Origin of the sequence: Clostridium sp. UBA1652 (assembly GCF_002320975.1) — a bacterium.
In the GTDB taxonomy this organism is placed as follows: domain Bacteria; phylum Bacillota; class Clostridia; order Clostridiales; family Clostridiaceae; genus Clostridium_T; species Clostridium_T intestinale.
On sequence record NZ_DCLI01000079.1, the window covers coordinates 34156 to 51451 of the forward strand.

16 protein-coding genes, 2 riboswitches and 1 other annotated feature are annotated in these 17296 nt (G+C 30.7%); of the genes, 2 read left to right on the plus strand and 14 right to left on the minus strand.

The window, feature by feature from the left end:
- Positions 1-87 precede the first annotated feature (87 nt).
- Positions 88-189: riboswitch (purine riboswitch) on the minus strand.
- A gap of 427 nt (positions 190-616) precedes the next feature.
- Positions 617-1219 (plus strand): DUF6483 family protein, encoded by a 603-nt coding sequence (locus B3N22_RS16525; protein ID WP_021800872.1) that lies wholly within the window; start codon positions 617-619, stop codon positions 1217-1219.
- Between the two features lie 61 nt (positions 1220-1280).
- Here the strand turns inward: B3N22_RS16525 and B3N22_RS16530 are convergent, their stop codons facing one another.
- From B3N22_RS16530 to trpD, 11 genes are all read right to left on the minus strand, one after another.
- Positions 1281-2693 carry an NAD(P)/FAD-dependent oxidoreductase gene (locus tag B3N22_RS16530; protein ID WP_286908773.1) on the minus strand — a complete coding sequence of 471 codons (1413 nt, stop codon included), beginning with the start codon at positions 2691-2693 and terminating at the stop codon, positions 1281-1283.
- A gap of 237 nt (positions 2694-2930) precedes the next feature.
- Positions 2931-4658, minus strand: a complete 1728-nt coding sequence (locus B3N22_RS16535; RefSeq protein ID WP_286908774.1) for a ferredoxin hydrogenase — start codon at positions 4656-4658, stop codon at positions 2931-2933.
- A gap of 350 nt (positions 4659-5008) precedes the next feature.
- Entirely contained in the window at positions 5009-5731 is a 723-nt protein-coding gene (locus tag B3N22_RS16540; protein WP_286908775.1) for a hypothetical protein, read from the minus strand.
- Positions 5728-6048 (minus strand): PadR family transcriptional regulator, encoded by a 321-nt coding sequence (locus B3N22_RS16545; RefSeq protein ID WP_286908776.1) that lies wholly within the window; start codon positions 6046-6048, stop codon positions 5728-5730. The genes B3N22_RS16540 and B3N22_RS16545 overlap by 4 nt, the downstream gene beginning before the upstream one ends.
- Positions 6049-6240: 192 nt before the next feature.
- The gene (locus B3N22_RS16550; RefSeq protein ID WP_286908777.1) at positions 6241-6438 is read right to left on the minus strand and encodes a PspC domain-containing protein; all 198 of its coding nucleotides are present in this window, start codon (positions 6436-6438) and stop codon (positions 6241-6243) included.
- Between the two features lie 117 nt (positions 6439-6555).
- The gene (locus B3N22_RS16555; protein ID WP_286908896.1) at positions 6556-8676 is read right to left on the minus strand and encodes an anthranilate synthase component I; all 2121 of its coding nucleotides are present in this window, start codon (positions 8674-8676) and stop codon (positions 6556-6558) included.
- A gap of 2 nt (positions 8677-8678) precedes the next feature.
- Entirely contained in the window at positions 8679-9449 is a 771-nt protein-coding gene (gene trpA, locus B3N22_RS16560) for a tryptophan synthase subunit alpha (RefSeq protein ID WP_286908778.1), read from the minus strand.
- Positions 9442-10641, minus strand: coding sequence for a tryptophan synthase subunit beta (trpB, locus tag B3N22_RS16565; protein WP_286908779.1), 1200 nt, complete (start codon positions 10639-10641; stop codon positions 9442-9444). Before trpB ends, trpA begins: the two co-directional genes overlap by 8 nt.
- Positions 10642-11262: a phosphoribosylanthranilate isomerase gene (locus B3N22_RS16570; protein ID WP_286908780.1), complete on the minus strand. Its 621-nt coding sequence runs from the start codon at positions 11260-11262 to the stop codon at positions 10642-10644. It abuts the gene before it with no gap.
- Positions 11259-12032 (minus strand): indole-3-glycerol phosphate synthase TrpC, encoded by a 774-nt coding sequence (gene trpC, locus B3N22_RS16575; RefSeq protein WP_286908781.1) that lies wholly within the window; start codon positions 12030-12032, stop codon positions 11259-11261. The genes B3N22_RS16570 and trpC overlap by 4 nt, the downstream gene beginning before the upstream one ends.
- Positions 12025-13038 carry an anthranilate phosphoribosyltransferase gene (gene trpD / locus B3N22_RS16580; protein WP_286908782.1) on the minus strand — a complete coding sequence of 338 codons (1014 nt, stop codon included), beginning with the start codon at positions 13036-13038 and terminating at the stop codon, positions 12025-12027. The genes trpC and trpD overlap by 8 nt, the downstream gene beginning before the upstream one ends.
- Positions 13039-13106: 68 nt before the next feature.
- Positions 13107-13360 (minus strand) — a binding site (T-box leader).
- Positions 13361-13520: 160 nt separating this feature from the next.
- On the opposite strand from trpD, the gene B3N22_RS16585 reads away from it, so the two are divergent.
- Positions 13521-14438: a transposase gene (locus B3N22_RS16585; protein ID WP_286908783.1), complete on the plus strand. Its 918-nt coding sequence runs from the start codon at positions 13521-13523 to the stop codon at positions 14436-14438.
- A gap of 132 nt (positions 14439-14570) precedes the next feature.
- Here B3N22_RS16585 and B3N22_RS16590 read toward each other — a convergent pair whose 3' ends face one another.
- The 3 genes from B3N22_RS16590 to thiM all read right to left on the minus strand — a co-directional run bounded on the left by B3N22_RS16590 (position 14571) and on the right by thiM (position 17023).
- A complete protein-coding gene (locus tag B3N22_RS16590; protein ID WP_286908784.1) occupies positions 14571-15479 on the minus strand; it encodes a ribonuclease Z in 909 nt (302 codons plus the stop codon).
- Positions 15480-15600: 121 nt separating this feature from the next.
- Complete coding sequence (gene thiE / locus B3N22_RS16595; protein WP_286908785.1) at positions 15601-16224, minus strand: thiamine phosphate synthase; 624 nt, start codon at positions 16222-16224, stop codon at positions 15601-15603.
- The gene (gene thiM, locus B3N22_RS16600) at positions 16214-17023 is read right to left on the minus strand and encodes a hydroxyethylthiazole kinase (protein ID WP_286908786.1); all 810 of its coding nucleotides are present in this window, start codon (positions 17021-17023) and stop codon (positions 16214-16216) included. Before thiM ends, thiE begins: the two co-directional genes overlap by 11 nt.
- 77 nt (positions 17024-17100) lie before the next feature.
- Positions 17101-17212: riboswitch (TPP riboswitch) on the minus strand.
- Positions 17213-17296 lie beyond the last annotated feature (84 nt).

A 17296-nucleotide genomic window follows, 5' to 3' on the forward strand; every position in this document is an offset into this window, starting at 1 on the left:
TTTTGTTTAAGGTTTCTTTAAAACAAAAAAATCCTGAGCAACTATACTGCTCAGGAATGCATAATAAATATTGCCAAAAAACACAGACAATAACAATTATACATTCGTAGTCAGGCAGTTTACGGCATCCTGGTAGAAACGTTTGAACCATATCATCAAACATATACGAAATGAATAATAACCTCTTTGTTAACACGAACATTCGTATTAACACATCTTATATTTGTATGTTACACTCTTAGAGATTAAAAATCAATATTTTTTTTCAAAATAATTATTTGCATTTATTTTAAGTTTATTTTTTAATAATCTATTAAAATGAAATCATCTTCACTTTACATATTCGTTTTTTTCTGAGCTTATGTTTATGGTACTTAATGGCATTTAAGGAAACGCTAATTTAAACTTCTAATTCAATAGTTATAGGGCAATGATCCAAACCAAAACACCATTTAAAAATTCAGCACCATTAACATTACACTAAATAATATTCACTATCTTTTCCTCCTACTAATAATTATTATCTATAGAATAAATTATATTATAAATATTCTTCTCAATTAATTAAAATGATATAATAGGGACAGTTAAGTAATTTTATCAAGGAGGAAAAGTTATGATAAAAAATGACTTTAATGATAATGTAGTTTCTGAATTTTTAATGATAATCCCTAAATTAGAAGAATTAGATATAGAAAGCTTCAATAAAGATATTACTGAATTATATAAAAAATACACTGGTTATAATTACTTAGTTATAGAAAACCTTCCTTATGAAGAGATAGTTAATTTATTAAAACCATCTAGAATAGAGGATTATACTAGATTACTTATTGTTGCTACTTTAATATTCTTAGAAGGTATTAAACTAGAGGATTATTTTAGAATGATGAAATCCTACAATATATTTAATACTTCTATAGAAAAAGGTTTAGATACAAAAGAAAGTACGTTTAAAATTGTATTCTTAAAGATTTTAGAAAGTTTACGGGATTTTGAACTTCCATCAACTCTATATTACCAAATTTTTAATCATTATAAATACATGGGTGAGTATGCTAAAGGGGAAGATTGTTTATATGAATTAATAGAATTAGACTCTTCTTATCAAAATCACCTTCAAGAATATTATGAATTTCTTTTAATATTAGATGATAATGAACTTGAAAATGGTGGTCTAAATAAAGATGAAGTTGAGGAATCTTTAAGAGAACTTTAAAAATAAAGCAATAGTTAAAAGTATATTATCGTACTTTTAACTATTGCTTTTAATTTAAATCTTAATTTTTCCAGCTTCCTTTTTCAAGAACTCTAGCCATCATTACGCCCATAAGCGACGCCATCATAAGACCTCTTGTCCAACCACTAGAATCCCCTAAACAATATAATCCTTCTATATTACTTTTAAAGTTCTCATCTATGTTTATTTTGTTGCTATAGAACTTTATCTCTGGTCCATATAAAAGAGTTTCACTAGATGCAAAACCTGGTACAACAGTGTTCATAGCATCTATGAAGTTTAAAATATTAGTCATAGTTCTATAAGGTATAGCAGCAGTTAAGTCACCTGCAACAGCATCTGGAAGTGTATACTTTACGTTAGTTCTATCTAATTCATGCTGCCAAGTTCTCTTTCCTTCTAATATATCACCATATCTTTGAACTAATATCTTACCATTACCAAGCATGTTAACTAGTTCTCCAACCTTTTGTCCATATTCTATAGGCTTGTCAAAAGGCTCCTTAAAATTATGGGAGCTAAGTATAGCTAAGTTAGTATTTTCTGACTTCTTGTCCTTATAAGAATGTCCATTAACTATAGCTAAGTTATTATCATAGTTTTCTTGGCTTACAAAACCACCTGGGTTTTGACAGAAAGTTCTTACCTTATCTTTAAAAGGTTTTGGGTATCCAATAAGTTTAGATTCATATAAAACTCTATTAACTTCATCCATAACTTCATTTCTTATTTCAACACGAACTCCAACATCTACAGTACCAGCTTTATGGCTAATATTGTGATCTACACACATATCCTTTAGCCAATCCGCACCTTTTCTTCCTGCTGCTACTACAATAGTTTCCCCATATATTACATCATTTTTTTCTTTCTTTAAAGAATCTGTAGCTAGTACACCTTTTATTTTATTATCTTCTATAATTAAATCCTTAACTAAGGTATCAAATCTAATTTCTACACCTAACTCTATTAGTTTGTTCTGTATTTTAAGATAGATGTCTTGGGCTTTTTCTGTTCCTAAATGTCTTATAGGACAGTCTACTAATTTAAGTCCACCTTCAATGGCTTTCTTTCTTATCTCTTTAACCTCTTTTTCGTTGCCTACTCCTTCAATTTTTGAATCTGCACCGAATTCTAAATATATTTTATCTGTATAATCAATATATTCTTGAGCATTAGAACTGCCTACTAAATCAGGTAATTCTCCACCTACTTCATAACTTAAAGATAACTTACCATCTGAAAAAGCACCCGCTCCCGAAAAACCAGTAGTTATATGACAATATGGTTTACAAGATACACATACTTTAGTCTTATCTTTAGGACAATGTCTTTTATCTATACTTTTACCCATCTCTAAAATTAAAATCTTCTTTTTACTTTCTTGTTTTACAAGCTCTAAAGCTGTAAAAATCCCAGCTGGACCTGCTCCTACAATAATCACATCATACATAGTATCATCCTCCGCTTTATTTTGCACAATCCAACCTTTAGGCATCTTACCCTTATATGCAAAATTATTTATACGAATATTTTTTAATATTCTTGGGATAAAGTTCTCCCCAATAGGAGAGTTTATACTAATTAATATAAAATTGCAATACTTTTACGTATATTTTTCTTTATTATTTCAATAATATTCGCATAAAAAAATCACTTCCATGTTTTTTCATAGAAGTGATTTAATATATTATTTCTTATTATATTTCATATGAAGTAATTCATGAGCTAAACCCTGTCCCGGTTTTCCCATATAATTTTCGTACATTTTTATTATAGCACTATTTTCATGAGATTTTCTCTTAGGTAAATTCTTATCTTGGTTGTAAAGAACAGATGCTCTAACAGCTCTAATATCCATTTTAGCTCTATCTATAGAATTTACATGAGGTTGTCCTCCCCCATTTACACATCCACCTGAACAAGCCATAACTTCGATAAAGTGATACTCTTTACCTTCAAGTCTACCTGCTTTTATAAATTCAAAAACATTCACAGCTCCATTTATAACTGCAATATTTATATCTTTTCCTGCTATGTTTACAGTAGCCTCTTTTATTCCATTAAGTCCTCTTACTACTTCGTACTCAATTTCTTTAAGCTCTTTCTTTTCTATGAAGTCTTTAGCACTTCTTAAAGCTGCTTCCATAACGCCTCCAGTAGCACCAAATATAGCTCCTGCTCCTGAGTATTCTCCCATAGCTGGGTCAGCTGTACTATCCTCTAAATTAGCAAAATCTATTTTTGCATCTTTTATCATCTTTGCAAATTCTCTTGTAGTTATAACTGCATCTATATTTCTTAATCCTTCATACTCCATCTCTGGTCTATCAGCTTCAAACTTCTTAGCTGTACAAGGCATAATAGTTACAGTAAACACATTTTTAGGGTCTAATCCTTCTAATTTAGGATAATAAGTTTTACTTGCCGTCCCAAAAATTTGTTGAGGGGACTTTGCAGTTGAAATATTATCTAAAAACTCTGGATAATAATTTTCTACCTGTCTAACCCAAGCAGGGCAACAAGATGTAAACATAGGGAATGGTCCATTATTCTCTAATCTTTGAGCAAGCTCCGTAGCCTCTTCCATTATTGTCATATCTGCACCAAAGTTTATATCAAAGATTTTATCAAAACCTAACTTTCTCATAGAAGTATATAATCTTCCAGTAACATCAACACCATAACCCATTTTAAAGAGTTCTCCCATAGCAGTTCTTACTGATGGCGCCATAGCTACTATTACATGTTTTTCTGAATCTGCTAGTGCTTCTTTAACTCTCTCCATGTGTGACTTTTCTGATAGTGCATCAACTGGGCAAGCCGCTACACATTGTCCACAAAGTATACAGTTTGTATCATCAAAACATTTATTGTCTGTTGTTGTTACCTTTAGTCCATCTCCATTATCAACTAACTTTATGGAACTAGTTCCTGTTTTCTTTTCACAAGCTGCTTCACATCTTCCACAAAGTACACATTTAGTTCTATCAATAACTATTGACTTACTTCTATCATCAACATATTGAGCTTTGTCTGCAACTACAAATGGCTTACTAGCTCTTGCTTTATGTTTAATAACTAGTTTTAAAAACTCACAATTTTCTCTTCTTTTACATGGGCCACATTTAAATTCATGTTTATCTAATAATGTTGATATTCTATCTTTAACAGCATTTTGAACTTTTTCACTGTTAGTATTTATAACCATTCCATCTTCCACATAAGTTGTACAAGATGTTGCAAGTTCATCTCTACCTTCTATTTCTACAACACATACACCACAATTACCGATTTCATTACAATCATCTAAAAAGCAAAGAGTTGAAATATCTATTCCATTTTCTCCTGCTAATTTTAAAATAGTAGTAGCTTCATTAAATTCTACGATTTTTTCATTAATAACTACTTTATTCATAGTCTCCTCCAAGTAAATAAAATATTACTTTCCTGTAATCAGTTATTAATTTTATCATAGATTTTTTAGAACACTAGCTTTCTCTAAATTTAGACTATTCTGAATTTAATACACAATTATAACATTTATCATTCCTCAATCGTTTACAGATATTATTTAAAAAATAAATTAAATGTGAACTTAATCTTAGTTAAAAAAATATCATTAAATTTATGATTTTAATTTTTAGCATTTCTTGTCCAATTTACTAACTGTCTAAAATATTGCTAATTATATCACAATCTATTTACATTTTGCAAATAAATTTAAAAATACCATATACATTCATATAATATATATGGTATTTACCTTTAAGACATTAAGAAAAGGCTAATAAACTTCTCCATAAAATTGATAATTTTTTCACTAATGTTGGGATACACTTCTTTTATTGTATTTATAATTTCTTTTAGATTTGAAGAATTATCAAATAGATATGTTCCTTCTCCGCTTTGTTTAAATATAGAAATTACACCCTTTGATATTCCCCCTATTGCTATATTAGAACTTGCATACCCACCACAAGCCATAAGTTTGCTAATTGCTACACCTCCTACGCTTACTCCAAAAGCCATTGCAATTCCACCTATAGAAAGTAATCCAGCTAAGCTAATTCCACCTATTGCAGCTAAAATGCCCATTGCTATAGCTCCAAAACTTATAGCCCCAATAGAAATTCCCCCAAAAGCTAAAACTCCAATTGCAATACTTCCTATTGATATTATTCCTTTTGCTACTCCCATAGGCTTACAGTTTATATGAACTAGTGGTATTCCTAAAACAGTAACCTTGGATTTATATTCATACCAATAATAATCATGAAAATATCTTCTTTCAATTCCTATATTCTCTCTAAACTCTTCTGCAACATCTTCAGGATCTCCCAATAAAATATATGGATTAGTTTCTCCTGTTATCTGCTGCTTTTCTATTAGTGATGAATATAAATCTTCTCTTATATTTCTAGCTTTTTTCCCAGTTAAGCCAATGTTGCTAACTATTTTATTTATATAATTATCAAATTCTTTATTCATAAATTTCCACCACCCTTATTATCAATATACTTTAAAACCCTATTTGTTCTTTCATTTAAAATATGCCACGTCATATCTTGGTTAAATGCTTCTATTTTTCCATGTTCCGTTATTTTATAATATTTTCTCGGAATTTTTCTCTCCTCATCGAAGGAAACCTTATAACTCTCCACCCATCCCTTATCTTCAAATTTATATAACATTGGGTAAAGTGTTCCCTCCTTTAAACTGTGATAGCCTTCACTTAATTCCTCAAGTTTTTGAATTATTTCATAGCCGTACATATCTTTATCTTTGAGTAATTTTAAAACTAACATAGAGAGAATTCCTTTTTTAAGTTGATTCTCGAAATCTGCCAAAATATCACTTCCTTACTTAGGATATCTATATACCTAGGTTACCTAAGTACATTGTATACCTAAGTATTTATGTTTGTAAAGTATTTAGTTAACAATAGTATGCTTTTTTTCTAAAAAAAGAGACTGCTGAAATATATCAGCAATCTTTTATTAATTTATATAGTCTGGTCTATTAGGAATTATAATAGCGCAAATTATATATGCTAGAATTCCACTTCCTCCTAAACACACAAATAGTACCCACCCTAATCTGACTAGTGTTGAATCTATATCAAAATATTCGGCTATTCCGCCACAAACACCTGAAAGTTTTTTATCTGTTTCTGAAAGATATAATTTTTTATTCATTATTAATCCCCACCTTGTAATATAATAGGCTTTAATATATTATACTACAGCTTTTATGATTATTCATGTTTTCTACTTTCTTTTAAGAAAATCTTTAGTTTTATATATTATTTAAATTTATATTTTGGTTAAAAATTGAAGACTGTCCCCAAGTAATGACATTCCACTATCATTATCTAAAGTTAAAATGCTTTCTGGATGAAACTGAACTCCTAATATTTTTAGCTTCTTATGCATTACTCCCATTAGTATTCCTTCTTCATCTTCACAGATATTTATTAAATCCTCTCCAATTTCTTTTCCATACAAAGAATGATATAGTCCCACTGTAAATTCTTCCTTAACTGATTCCCATGGAGCTTCTTTTGATTTTTTCACTTTGAGTTTTTTGCCGTGTCTTGGATTCTCAATATAGTCAAGCTTTCCTCCAAAATACTCAACTATTCCTTGAAGTCCTAAGCAAACTCCAAACACAGGTACACCTTTTTCTATAGCTATCTTAATACTTTCATTTAATTTAAATTCCCTTGGTGTTCCTGGTCCTGGTGAAAGAATTAAAACATCAAACTTCTCTTCTTTTAGCTTCATTCTTCCTTCATCCCCTCTATATGTCTCAACATCAAAGCCTAACGTCTTAATATAGTTAGCCAAGGTATGCACAAACGAATCTTCATGATCTATAATTAATGCTCTTTTCTTTTGGGGACAGTTAACAATTTTTTTCGTGAAATTACTGCTTAACTGTCCCTCAAATTTCTCTAAACTTTTAAGCATAGCTAATGATTTTACTTTTGTTTCTTCTTCTTCATCCTCTTCAATAGAATTCATAAGAAGTGTAGCTCCAACTCGTATTTCAACCTTTTTATCTATATATCTTAAAGTTCTTAAAGTTATTCCTGTGTTCATATCTCCATTAAACTTTATAAAACCTACAGCACCACCATACCAGTTTCTTTTATCCTTCTCAACTTTTTCTATCCATTCTATCGCTCTCTTTTTAGGTGCACCTGTTAAAGTAACTGCCCACATGTGAGTTAAGAACGCATCTAAAGCATCGTAGTTTTCTTTTAATGTTCCTTCTACATGATCTACCGTGTGAATTAAATGAGAATACATCTCTATAGTTCTTCGATTAATTACCTTAACCGTCCCCTCTTTACACACTCTGCTTTTATCATTTCTATCAACATCTGTACACATAGTTAACTCTTCTTCATCTTTTTTAGAGTTTAGAAGTTTCTTTATCTGTTCGCTGTCTTCTATGGCATTGTCACCTCTTTTTATAGTTCCACTAATTGGGCAAGTCTCAACTTTTTTATCTTCAACTCTTACAAACATCTCTGGTGATGAACCAATTAAGTATTCTTTACCTAAATTTATAAAGAAGTTGTAGGGACTTGGATTTATATTCTTTAAGTTGTGATAAATCTCTTTTGGATAAAGTCCAGTTTCTCTAACTATTGAATAAGATGGAACAACTTCAAACAAGTCACCTCTTCTAAAGCTTTCCTTTGCCAAGGTTACTATTTTTGAGTAATCTCCTTTTTTGATATACTCCTCATTTAATGTCTTTTGAATATCTTTTTGACTTATTGCTTCATTGTTTTCAATGATTGTGGTTATTCCTTCATAAGAAAAATCATATTTTACACAAAAAGTCTTTGATAATTTATTATCTCTTAAATAGATTTTCTCTGGGAAATACAAAACTACATCTTCGCTGTCATCTCTAGATTTATAAAGTTTAATATCATCTTCAAATTGAAAAACAAGATCATAACCAAAAGCTCCATATAGTCCAAGCCAATTATCTTCACTTTTAAATCCGTTCATAAGAGCTCTTATTATTGTAAATATACTTCTCTTTTTACTTCTTTCCTCTTCCCTATAAACCTTGTTATCTTTCTCTAGTGTGAATTTTATTATGTCTTCGTTAATCTCTAAATTCACGCCATCTATTTTCTGTAAAATTACCTTTACTATTTTTAGAAGTTCTTTACCAGATTTACTTAATGCTCTTACCTGTCCCTGAAGTCCTGTAGTTCTAACTTCTAAATAAGGATTTACTACTCCAAGCTCCCATCTTGAATATCTATTAGGAAATTCATAGTTTGATGAAAATAGTGCTCCTTTATTATTATTTATTTCTTCCTCTAAGAAACTTAAATCCTTAAAGTCTAGCTCTTTTTTACAGGCAGTAATCTCAATATTCATTGGTGTTATATAATTTTTATTCATACTCACTCTCTAGCCGCCTTAATTAATTCTGAAATTTCTGCATAACCGTCCCCTCTTAAAAGTTTGATTATTTTGCTACCTACAATAACACCATCTGAATATTGTTTTATCTCTTTTACATCCTCTTTACTACTTATCCCAAACCCAGCCATGATAGGAAGAGTGGAATTTTCTCTAATCTTTGCAAGACTGTCCCCCAAGTTTTTCTTATCTATTTCCTTTTCGCCTGTAACTCCTAATGAGGTTACAACATATAGGAAACCTGAACCTACTTCGCATAAATCTTTAACTCTTTCTAAAGGAGTTGTTGGTGAATACAAAGGTATATAATCTATTTCATACTTTTTTATATATTTTTCTATAAAGGAAAACTCCTCTATTGGAACATCTGGGAGTATTACTCCTTGAACTGATAACTCAGATGATCTTTTAAAAAACTCCTCTAACCCAAACTTAAATATTGGATTTATATAACTCATTATAACTAAAGGAACTTCCGATACTTCTCTAACTTTTGATATCAACTCAAAAACTTTATGAACATTCATCCCATTTTTCAAAGCCTTGATTCCACTTTCCTGGATAACTGTCCCATCAGAAGCTGGGTCTGAAAAAGGTATCCCAAGCTCTATTAAAGTCGCTCCTTCTTTTTCTAAAAACAGTATATCTTTATAGGTTCTCTCTAAAGAATCTTCTCCAACCATGATATAAGGAATAAATGCTTTTTCCCCTTTTTCTTTTTTCTCATTTAATAGCTTCAATAAATTACTCATTAGCTTCACCCCCAAATAATTCACTAACTCTTTCTACATCTTTATCTCCTCTTCCAGATAAACATACAACTAAAATTTCATCTTTTTTCATAGTTTTTGCTTTCTTAACTGCATAAGCAACAGCGTGAGCAGATTCTAGAGCTGGAATTATCCCTTCCAATTTTGATAAAAGTTTAAAGCTTTCTAACGCCTCATCATCATTAATTGGATAATATTTTGCTCTCTTTGTATCACTTAGATAACAATGTTCCGGTCCAACACCTGGATAATCTAACCCTGCTGATATTGAATATGGTTCAATAACTTGACCATCTTTATCTTGAATTAAATACATAAGTGCTCCATGTAAAATTCCTTTTTTCCCTTTAGCTATTGTTGCTGCATGTTCCTCTGTATCTACTCCAAGTCCACCTGCTTCAGCTCCAATAAGTTCAACTTCTTCATCTTCTATAAAAGGATAAAACATTCCAATTGAATTACTTCCTCCACCTACGCAAGCTACTATTGCATTTGGAAGTTTACCTTCTGTTTCTAATATTTGCTTCTTAGTTTCTTTTCCTATTACACTTTGAAAATCTCTAACCATCTTTGGGTATGGATGCGGTCCTAGAACTGAGCCAAGTATATAGTTTGTATCATTAACATTTTCAGCCCAATATCTTAAAGCTTCGTTGCAAGCATCTTTTAAGGTTTTGTTTCCACTTTCAACTGCCACAACCTTAGCCCCTAAAAGCTTCATTCTAAACACGTTTAAAGCTTGCCTTTTTACATCCTCAGCACCCATAAAAACTATACATTCTAAGTTAAACATAGCTGCAACAGTTGCTGTAGCTACCCCATGCTGCCCAGCTCCTGTTTCTGCAACCACCTTTTTTTTTCCCATTCTTAATGCTAGTAAGGCCTGCCCTACTGTATTATTTATTTTATGTGCTCCAGTATGGTTTAAATCTTCTCTTTTTAAATAGATTTTAGCTCCACCACAAAACTCACTTAATCTTTCAGCATAGTATAATGGAGTTTCTCTTCCTACATATTTTTCTAGATAATAATTGAATTCTTTTTGAAAAGCTTCATCCTTTATTGCCTCTTTATAGTATTTCTCTAGCTCTTTTAATGGTTCCATCAAGGTTTCTCCAACAAACCTTCCACCATAAATATCAAAATGGCCTCTTTCATCCGGTAAATTATACATTTATTTATGCCCCCTTACTATTTCTATAAATTCTTTTATTTTCTGCTTATTTTTAACCCCATCTACTTCCACACTTGAAGAAACATCAATCATACAAGGTTTTGCTGCTTCTATTGCATCTAGTACATTTTCAGCGCTAAGTCCTCCAGCTAAGATTATTCTTTCTCTATCTTTTTTGTTAACTGTCCCCAAAAATTCTAAAACTTCAGATGATAATTTGTTTCCATTTCCACCGTTTAAAAGGCCTTTTCCTTCCAGTAAAATAAAAGGAACTTCATAGTTTAAAGCTTTTTCCACATCTTCTAACGTCCCTACGTTAAAGGCTTTTATAACTTTAAAGGGAAGTTTTCTTATAAAGTTTTCATCCTCATCACCATGAAGTTGTACCATGGATAATCCGCCTTCACAGTAATATTTTTTTATCTCGTCTTCTGATTGATTAACAAAAACCCCAACTTTCTCGACCTTATTTCCTAACCCTAAAGTAATAGCTTTTAAGGTATCCAGATCTATTCTTCTTTTTGATGGACAAAGAATAAATCCAAGCGCATCTGCACCTAATTCTTCAACATACTTTCCTATTTCTCTGTCTTTAATCCCGCAAATCTTTATCTTTGTCATAAAGTTAACTCCCTAAAAGTTTCTTCAACATTTCCTGAAGTTACAAAACTTTCCCCAACTAATATTCCTTTAACTCCATGTTCTTTTAGCTTCTTAACATCTTCTCTTGTTTTTATCCCGCTTTCTGAAATAATTAGTCCATCTTCTTTTATATATTTAGAAAGTGCTCTAGTTGTATCTATGCTTACTTCAAAGGTTTCTAAGTTTCTATTATTAATTCCTATAATATCTGGTTTAAGTTCCTTTGCCCTTAAGAGCTCTCCTTCATCATGAACCTCCATTAAAACCTCTAAATTCATAAAATGTGCATAATCTAAAAGTTCCTTTGCCGCTTCATCTGATAAAACCTTAAGAATAAGAAGAATCACATCTCCACCATAAATTTTACATAAATCAATCTGTATTTTATCTATAAAGAAGTCTTTATTTAATATGGGGACAGTTAAGCATTTTCTTGCATTTTCTAAATCCTTATAGTTTCCTTTAAAATATCTCTCTTCAGTTAAAACAGATACTGCCTTAGCTCCAGCATTTTCATAAAATTTAGCCATTTTTTCAACATCTAGATTTATATTTAAATCACCTTTTGAGGGAGAAGCTCTTTTTATTTCTGATATTATTCCTAGAGTTTGGCTTTTTATTAGGGAATTTTTCAGTGACTGTCCCCTATTATTTTTAAGTTCCATAGCTTTATTATGAATTTCTTCTCTATTCAAAAATCTTAAATCTTCTTTCTTTTTTTCAACTATTTCCTCTAAAATATTATGCATAACATTGACTCTCCTCAATTAGTTGATTTAATTTATTTAATGCTTTTTTTGAATCTATAATTTCTTTTCCTCTATCTATTCCCTCTTCTAAAGAGGAGACTTTATTAGCAGCTAGAAGTCCCAGTGCACAATTAAACAAAACTGTATCTCTGCATGCTCCTTTTTTTCCATTTAAAATATCTAAAGTTATCTGTTTGTTGTATTCTGGCTCCCCACCTTGGATGTCCTTTAATGTTATTCTTTGAAAACCCAACTCTTCTGGAGTTATACTCTTGTATTCTATACTCTCTTTTCCTACTATGGCCAAATGTGTTTCTCCAGTTAAAGTTCCTTCGTCTAGCCTGTCATCTCCATTTAAAACAATTCCCGTTCTTCCCATAGCCTTAAGTGCTTTTGCTATTGGCTCAACCAAATCTTTTCTATAAACCCCTAAAAGTTGTGACTCTAGTTTAAACGGATTTGCAAGTGGTCCTAAAATATTAAAGATAGTTGGTATTCCAAGACTTCTTCTAACAAGCATGATATTTTTGAATTTAGGCTGCATGTTTGGTGCAAATAGAAAAACTATTCCAATTTTCTCAATAAGTTCTTCTATACCCTCTTTAGTAATATTAATATTCACTCCTAAAGAGGTTAATAAATCTGCTGATCCACTTTTTGATGATATTGATCTGTTACCATGCTTGGCAACCTTCACACCCCCAGCTGCTAATAGAAAGCTATTGGTTGTAGATATATTAAAGCTTCCACTTCTATCTCCACCAGTCCCACAATTATCAAAGAGACCTTCTATATTTTTTAGTTTTATAGCATTTTCTCTCATACCTTCTGCCATTCCAGCTATTTCTTCATAACTCTCACCTTTTGTTTTTAATGCAAGTAAAAATCCCCCAATTTCTCCTTGTGTAGCTTCATCTGAAAACATGTAGTTTACAGCCTCTTTTGCTTCTTTTTGATTTAGATCACTTCCCGATGATACTTTTAATAAATAATCTTTAAATTCCATTATAAAAGCCCCCTTTTTAAATCTATTGATTGTAATAAAAAAAGCCCTCTATAGAACTATAAAGTTCTATAGAGGGCGAATATCCGCGTTGCCACCTCTGTTAGCATAAATAAAATTACAAAAGATTATAATCTTACTTATACCATCTCATTGTCAGATACTTTCATATCTTATCCCTGTAACGTAGGAAAACGTATTGCATACTCAAATTCAGCTCTCTCTCGTAAGTCCATTCACTAAAAAAGTTATTGTAAGTTCACACCAACCCACTTACTCTCTGAAAATCCCTTTAAAAGTTACTACTCTTACTCATAGATTTTAATAATATTTTTTTATTAATACTATAATATGATTATGGTTATATTTTGTCAATAAGAATTAGGGACAGTTAACAAAATTTGTTTAAATAAACTTGTTAACTGTCTCTAAAATGTTTAACTCTCCTTTTTGATGTCAATAATTTAGTTAAGGAGATGATTTTTATGCCAAGGTTACCAAGAATAAAACAAGATAACGGTATTTTTCATGTTATAATGCGCAGTATAAGTGATGTAAATCTATTTAAAACTTCTGACGACAAAGTAGAATATTTAAAAATAATTAAAGAAACTCAGCATCTTTTTAAATTTAAAATATACTCATATTGTCTTATGAGCAATCACTGTCATTTTATAATTGACAGTTGTGGAGCTGATATTTCTAAAATTATGCATAGAATTAACTTTAAATATGCACGATACTTTAATTTCAAATACAATAGACATGGTCATTTATTTCAAGATAGATTTAAAAGTAAATTAGTATCTGATGAAAAATACTTATATTCATTATCACTATATATACATAGAAATCCAATGGATATTAGAAACTATTCAAAATCTCCTGAGAAATATAGATTTTCAAGCTTATCTGTATTTTTAGGAATTAAAGCTGATGAATTTGAAATTCTAGACGATTTGTTTATTCTCTCACTTTTATCTGATAGTTTAAAAAAAGCAAGAGAAAAATACTTAGAGGCTCTTTTGATTACCAGTAAGTTGAAAGATAAAGATATTAATATTAAACAAGATAAATCCTTATATATAAGTGGAAAAGTTTATATTAATAGAAATTATTCTCCTAATTCCATAATTAATTTTATATGTAATAAATTTAAAGTGAACAAAAATCTCATATTCAGTAAAAATATTAGAGAATTTATACACATACGTGCATTAATAGTAACTATGCTGCGCTCTTTATGTGATATTAATATAAAATCCATATGTGGTATATTGGGCAATATTTGTGCATCTAACGTATCCCGCTTGTCTTCAGTTGGCCTAAATTTATTAATGGATAATCGTAATTATTCAAAGTTTATTGATGAATATGTTGCTTTGAATTTAAAAGCTGTTTAAGAAATCATATCTTAAAAATTCTTTTTTAATTTTTTTATTCTTTGAGAATTCATTGTGGACAAGTATTGCTTCTTTATAACTATTCGCTTATAAAAGCGTTGATTTTACTTGCATATTTTTTATAACTAATACTTAACTGTCCCTAAAAGATATAGTTTTTATGAGCCTATCTTCGCCTATTACAACATTTTCAAAAATATCTTTAGCATTCTCTAAATATCTACTAGTGTCCTCCATAGCTGGTGAGAAGTGAGTTAAAAGCAGTTCCCCTACCTCTGCATTTTTAGCTAAATTAGCTGCCTCTCTAAAAGTCATATGTTTATTCTTTATCGCTTTTTCTATATCATTATCATCACCATAAGTACCTTCACATATAAATAGATAACTGTCCCTAACAAAGTTTATAATTTCATCTATAGGTCTTGTATCTGTTATTATTGATAATTTAATTCCTTTTCTATCACTACCTAAAACCATAGATGGATTAAATATTTTACCTCCAAACTCTATTTCATTTCCTTTTTGCAAAACATTCCATAGATCTTTCGGTATGTTATTTTCTAATGCCTTTTCAACACTAAATTTTGGTGCTCTTTTTATATAAAAACTATACCCTAAGCAAGGAGCTGAATGATCAAGATTTAATGTAGATATATTAATAAAATTATCTAACTCTATAGAATCAAGTGGATTTTCTATTATCTCAATATCATAAGGTAGATATGGACATATTACCCTTAGCGAATTAACTGTATTTTCAATTCCTTCTGGGCCTATTATTGCTAACGGCTCTGTTCTTCCGCTATTTCCTATAGTAGACAATAAGCCTGGAAGCCCTACAATATGATCTCCGTGAATATGCGTTATGCATATAATATCTATGGTTTTGAATCCCCAGCCAATCATTCTCATAGAAACCTGAGTTCCTTCTCCACAATCCACTAATATCTTTCTGCCTCTATAATTTAATAAAATTGAAGAAAGATTTCTATTTGGCATTGGCATTCCTCCACCACAACCTAATAATGCTACATCTATCATAAGATTCACCTCCTTGTTATATTATGCACTAAATTTATTTAATGTTGTAATATATATTTTGAGAAAAAATTATGGGACGGTTAAGTATAAAATTTATACTTAACCGTCCCCAATTATGCTTTTATTTAAACTTCACAAGCATATTCTTAGCTGCTTGTTCAATATCATCTTTCCCTAAAATAGCACTTACAACTGCTATTCCATCTATTTTACTTTCTTTTAATAGTTCAACATTACTTTCGCTAATCCCACCTATACCAACTACAGGGACAGTTAAGGATTTTTTTATCTCACCTAAAAGTTCAACCGAAACTGAACGAGCATCCTTTTTTGTATCAGTTGGAAAAACAGCTCCAATTCCTAAGTAGTCTGCCCCTTCAGCTTCTGCTAATTTAGCTTCTTCTAAAGTTGCAGCAGAAATACCTAATATCTTATCATCTCCAATAATTCTTCTGGCAACCTTTGCAGGTATATCACTTTGACCTACATGAACTCCAGCTGCATCAACTGCTAAAGCAATGTCAATTCTATCATTTATAATAAGAGGAACATTATATTTGTCTGTAATCTTCTTAACTGCCACAGCTAAGTTATAGAAATCTAGAGAGCTTATATCCTTCTCTCTTAACTGTACTAGTGTGACTCCACCTTTGATGCTTTTTTCTACAGCTTCACAAAGGTCTCTTCCTTTTAAAACATCTCTATCCGTAACTAAATATAATGTATAATCTATATTATTTTTCATCTACCTTACCTCTTTCTAAAATAACTTCTGGAGACAAGTTATATATCTCATCTATAATGTTTGATCTTAGTTTACCTGTTCCCTCATTTTCTCCTAGTCTTTCATTAGCTTTTTCTCCTGCAATTCCCATAGAGACCACTCCAGCTAAAGCTGCTGTAAATGCATCTTCACAAACTCCTGCAAATGCTCCAGTTAAAGCTGTACACATACATCCTGTTCCAGTAACTTTTGACATTATCTTGTGTCCATTTTCTACAATCGCAACTCTTTCTCCATCAGTGATTATATCTTTAGCTCCAGTAATTGCGATAACTGTCCCCCATTTTTGTGCAATCTCTTTCGCTAGTCCAACTTCATTTAAAGAACTTTCTTCTAAAGAGTCTACTCCTTTAGTTTTAACATCAGCTCCATATAAACTCTTTATTTCAGATAAGTTTCCTCTAATTACAGAAAACTTTACTTCTTTAATCAGCTCTGCCCCAACCTTATTTCTAAATGGAGTTGCTCCAACCCCTACAGGATCTAAAACAACTGGAACTCCAAGTTCATTAGCTTTTTTACCTGCAGCTATCATCGATTTTACAGTATTACTGTTAAGTGTTCCTATATTTATTACTAAAGCAGAAGCTATGCTAACCATATCCTCAACTTCGTTTATATCATCAGCCATAACTGGGGATGCACCTATCGCTAAAGTTATATTAGCACAATCATTAACAGTAACATAGTTTGTTATTTGATGAACTAAAGGAGACTTTTCTCTAACATCTTTTAAAGCTTGAACAACATTATTTTTCATAAAAAAACACCTCAATTAAAATTATTTTAAACAAAAAAAAGACACAACCCATAGGATTGTGTTTAACTTCATAAAATACTATTAAACAAAACACTTCCTACGCTGGCATTATCCAGTTCAGGTACTAGGGTTAAAGAATTTTAGTTCTTACTCTCAGTTGGCAATAATCCAACACCCCTGTGCTATTTAAGTTATATTTTTATAATAGCACTATAAAATTTCTTAAGCAATAGATAGAGAAAGTATTTTACTTTATAGGGTATAATGTTAATA

Bases quoted from the DNA above. Each gene is read 5' to 3' on its own strand.
- B3N22_RS16525 (WP_021800872.1), top strand. From the start codon at position 617: ATGATAAAAAATGACTTTAATGATAATGTAGTTTCTGAATTTTTAATG.
- B3N22_RS16530 (WP_286908773.1), bottom strand. From the start codon at position 2,693: ATGTATGATGTGATTATTGTAGGAGCAGGTCCAGCTGGGATTTTTACA.
- B3N22_RS16535 (WP_286908774.1), bottom strand. From the start codon at position 4,658: ATGAATAAAGTAGTTATTAATGAAAAAATCGTAGAATTTAATGAAGCT.
- B3N22_RS16540 (WP_286908775.1), bottom strand. From the start codon at position 5,731: ATGAATAAAGAATTTGATAATTATATAAATAAAATAGTTAGCAACATT.
- B3N22_RS16545 (WP_286908776.1), bottom strand. From the start codon at position 6,048: ATGTTAGTTTTAAAATTACTCAAAGATAAAGATATGTACGGCTATGAA.
- B3N22_RS16550 (WP_286908777.1), bottom strand. From the start codon at position 6,438: ATGAATAAAAAATTATATCTTTCAGAAACAGATAAAAAACTTTCAGGT.
- B3N22_RS16555 (WP_286908896.1), bottom strand. From the start codon at position 8,676: ATGAATAAAAATTATATAACACCAATGAATATTGAGATTACTGCCTGT.
- trpA (WP_286908778.1), bottom strand. From the start codon at position 9,449: ATGAGTAATTTATTGAAGCTATTAAATGAGAAAAAAGAAAAAGGGGAA.
- trpB (WP_286908779.1), bottom strand. From the start codon at position 10,641: ATGTATAATTTACCGGATGAAAGAGGCCATTTTGATATTTATGGTGGA.
- B3N22_RS16570 (WP_286908780.1), bottom strand. From the start codon at position 11,262: ATGACAAAGATAAAGATTTGCGGGATTAAAGACAGAGAAATAGGAAAG.
- trpC (WP_286908781.1), bottom strand. From the start codon at position 12,032: ATGCATAATATTTTAGAGGAAATAGTTGAAAAAAAGAAAGAAGATTTA.
- trpD (WP_286908782.1), bottom strand. From the start codon at position 13,038: ATGGAATTTAAAGATTATTTATTAAAAGTATCATCGGGAAGTGATCTA.
- B3N22_RS16585 (WP_286908783.1), top strand. From the start codon at position 13,521: ATGCCAAGGTTACCAAGAATAAAACAAGATAACGGTATTTTTCATGTT.
- B3N22_RS16590 (WP_286908784.1), bottom strand. From the start codon at position 15,479: ATGATAGATGTAGCATTATTAGGTTGTGGTGGAGGAATGCCAATGCCA.
- thiE (WP_286908785.1), bottom strand. From the start codon at position 16,224: ATGAAAAATAATATAGATTATACATTATATTTAGTTACGGATAGAGAT.
- thiM (WP_286908786.1), bottom strand. From the start codon at position 17,023: ATGAAAAATAATGTTGTTCAAGCTTTAAAAGATGTTAGAGAAAAGTCT.